This is a genomic window from Belliella filtrata, from assembly GCF_022549775.1.
Classification (GTDB): Bacteria; Bacteroidota; Bacteroidia; order Cytophagales; family Cyclobacteriaceae; genus Belliella; species Belliella filtrata.
The window spans coordinates 1-3,194 of sequence record NZ_JAKZGP010000123.1; the positions used below are offsets into that span (position 1 = coordinate 1).

At 39.7% G+C, this 3,194-nt stretch carries 3 protein-coding genes; 2 read left to right on the top strand and 1 reads right to left on the bottom strand.

Annotation, left to right across the window (positions count from 1 at the left end):
* Nucleotides 1-250: 250 nt before the first annotated feature.
* Nucleotides 251-916: a CBS domain-containing protein gene (locus MM239_RS20635; protein ID WP_241350222.1), complete on the top strand. Its 666-nt coding sequence runs from the start codon at nucleotides 251-253 to the stop codon at nucleotides 914-916.
* A gap of 12 nt (nucleotides 917-928) precedes the next feature.
* Nucleotides 929-1,804, top strand: coding sequence for an NAD kinase (locus MM239_RS20640; RefSeq protein ID WP_241350223.1), 876 nt, complete (start codon nucleotides 929-931; stop codon nucleotides 1,802-1,804).
* Between the two features lie 39 nt (nucleotides 1,805-1,843).
* Here the strand turns inward: MM239_RS20640 and MM239_RS20645 are convergent, their stop codons facing one another.
* Nucleotides 1,844-2,902, bottom strand: coding sequence for an aminotransferase class I/II-fold pyridoxal phosphate-dependent enzyme (locus MM239_RS20645; RefSeq protein WP_241350224.1), 1,059 nt, complete (start codon nucleotides 2,900-2,902; stop codon nucleotides 1,844-1,846).
* Nucleotides 2,903-3,194 lie beyond the last annotated feature (292 nt).

Consider the following 3,194-nt stretch of genomic DNA (forward strand, 5'->3'; position numbering starts at 1 on the left):
TTCCAATTCCTCTACTACTTGCTTCTTGAAGCTAATACTGTACCGCTTGAACTCTCGAACACTTTTTGTCATGTTTTTCCCAATTTTAGTTTGATTTAATTTGTCAAGCTATTTCAGGACATGACATGTGTATCTTTAGTCTTCTATCTTGTATCTTACATCTTCTGTCTTAAATCGAATTTAACCCAAACTAAACTTCTTATTCTGATTTTGAGTTTATATTTTATCAGTAATTTAATACCTTTAGATCATGCAGGCATACGAATTTATTAACAACCTAATTCCACCATTGAAGAAAACGGACATTACCCAAAAGGCTCTTACATGGATGGAGGAGATAAGGGTATGTGTACTGCCTGTGGTGGAGCAAGGCATGTTTAAAGGATTTGTAAGTGATGAACTCATCTACACACTTAATGAGCCTAACCTAAAAATCGCTGATATTGAGTTAGAAATGGCTTCGTGTTTTGTCTTTAGTGACAAGCATATCTATGATGTACTTCGTGTAGCTTCAGATCATCAATCCCACATTGTCGCAGTACTGGATCGCGATCAAACTTATCGTGGAGTGATAACCATGGAAGATGCAGTTTCTGCATTTGCGGAAAGCTTTTCTATACAGTCGCAAGGTGCAGTATTGGTTTTATCTATGATGATGTCCGACTATAGTATGTATGAAATCTCCAGAATCATAGAGTCAGAAAACGCTAAGGTGCTTTCTAGCTTCATATCTGTAGACCCACTAGACGACAGTAAGATCAAAGTCACCCTGAAAGTAGATAAATCTGAACTAAGACATATCAAAGCTACTTTGGAAAGATTCGGCCATAGGGTGATAGATCATTATCAAGAAGAACAAGAATCAAACAGTGATCAAGAAAGAATCGATAATTTATTCCGATTTTTGGATATCTAAATCACCTACCAAATGAATATAGCCATACATGGAATTGGCTTCCCTGAAGAATTCACACCCCATATAGCGCAACTTACCAAGGCATTGACAGCTCATGGGGTCAACATTTTTGTTACAGATACTTTTTCAAAATTACTGAAGAAATATCAGGCTAATGTAGAAGAATATGCCAAAATTCAATCCAAAGAGATGATCTCGGAGATGGATTTTATATTTTCTATAGGTGGCGATGGCACCTTGCTAGACACCGTTTGCTATGTAGGACAACTTGAAACACCCATCGTAGGCATCAACTCTGGGAGATTGGGATTTTTGGCTACTGTAGCGAAAGAAGAAATAGATGAGGCAATCGCTTTACTTATCAATGGAGACTATACTATTGAGAATCGCGTGCTTGTGGCTGTTGACACGGACAAGCAAGTGTTCAATGGACTCAACTTTGGACTCAACGAATTTACGATACACAAAAGAGATACTTCATCCATGATCACCATACACACCTACATTGATGGGGAATACCTCAATTCATACTGGGGAGATGGTCTGATCATCGCTACGCCGACGGGATCTACTGGTTACTCCCTCAGCTGCGGAGGGCCACTGATCACCCCTGATGCGAGGAATTTTGTCCTCACACCAGTAAGTCCTCACAACTTGAATGTAAGACCTATCATCTTGCCAGATGATGCAGCCCTATGCTTCAAAGTAGAAGGCAGAGGGGAGAAATTCCTTGTTTCACTAGACTCTAGGTCTACTACCATAGACTCTGGGGATGAGCTTAGGGTAAGAAAAGCTGATTTTGTTGCCAAACTGGTAAAGTTTCCAAAGTACAATTTCTTTGACACCTTAAGACACAAACTCAACTGGGGGCTAGATATGAGAAATTAGTGCTGTTAGTATTTATGAGCTAAGCCAGTATTTATTAAATTATTCACCTCTTGCGAGTAAGGCATCTTTCAGATCCATCAAATCACCTTCTTCGTGCCATCCAGAAATGACAATCCTGCTAACGACAGGATCATTGTCAGTTGGGTAAGCAAATGAAGAAAAAACAATTTTATGCTGCTGTAGACTTTTCACATGTTCCTCATCCAAAAGTCTAAAAATAGGAAGATACCAATCACCCGAGTGAATCTTAATATCATGTATCAAACTTTTGAAGAATTTGATATTGTGTTGTAATTTTCTAAACTGTCCCTTATATAGTGATTGCGCATTCAGAAATGCCCACAAGAAAGCTGGTGGTGGTGGTGAAGCTCCGCGATACATTGCGTGCATTTCCATCCGATCGATAAAAGACGCACTCCCAAGTACTATTCCTGCAGGAATCGACAACCCTTTACCCATAGAGCCTGACACAATCAATTCAACAGGTAAATGCTTCCAAGTGCTGTAACTCCCATATATATCACCTCCCATCACACCAAAGGCGTGACTATCATCGATCAAAAGTGTGTATCTGTTTGTATCAGGTAGCGACTCAACCCATGCGAAATCATAGATCTCTGGCTTCAATGCATCCAGTGCATTGGCAAGAATTGCTATGTTTTTACCAGAATGATTCGATGCATAGTCAAGACAGTCCTGACGCCATTCAGCTATGGTACCATAGACGTGATGTGAATTTCCATGAGGCAAAATCGCTGGGTGAGTAGAAGGTGCAACAAAAATGGCATCCATATCTTGGGCTATCAAACTAGAAGTAGCCTGACCTGCTAAGTATCCACTGCTATACACAAGGGCTTTTTCAGCTCCAGCATGCTTGGCTACAAAACTTTCAAACTCCTCGTAGATGCTCAACCTAAGATTATTGGACCTACTCAGACCATGATTGACCCCGTATTGTTTTAGCCCCATTGAAACCAGTGCAGCAAAATCCTCGGATGCAGACATCCCCAAGTAAGAGGTTCCACTAAAAAAAAGACATTCTTGCCCACCAGCCCATACAGTCCTGTCAATCTTGTGGTGATGAAAAATTGGATTCATAGCTTATTAATAAGGTATGAAGGTATGAAAATGAAAAAATATTAACAATTAAATCAAAATAGATATTTAGTAGAGCAAATTGGAATACTTGAAAAAGTAACATTGTGTGATTTCATGAATATCAATGAAAAATAAGCTTTATGTGAAATATCTAAATATTCAAACAATCGGGTAGGAGAAACGGGATTAATTCCCGTTTCGACCTCCCACACCACCGTACGTACCGTTCGGTATACGGCGGTTCCTTGCTTTACGCCCTCTAAGAGAACGGGTTGACGTTGTTTTCAGTTAT

Excerpts from the sequence above, each read along its gene's own strand:
- MM239_RS20635 (WP_241350222.1), top strand. The coding sequence starts at position 251 with ATGCAGGCATACGAATTTATTAACAACCTAATTCCACCATTGAAGAAA.
- MM239_RS20645 (WP_241350224.1), bottom strand. The coding sequence starts at position 2,902 with ATGAATCCAATTTTTCATCACCACAAGATTGACAGGACTGTATGGGCT.
- MM239_RS20640 (WP_241350223.1), top strand. The coding sequence starts at position 929 with ATGAATATAGCCATACATGGAATTGGCTTCCCTGAAGAATTCACACCC.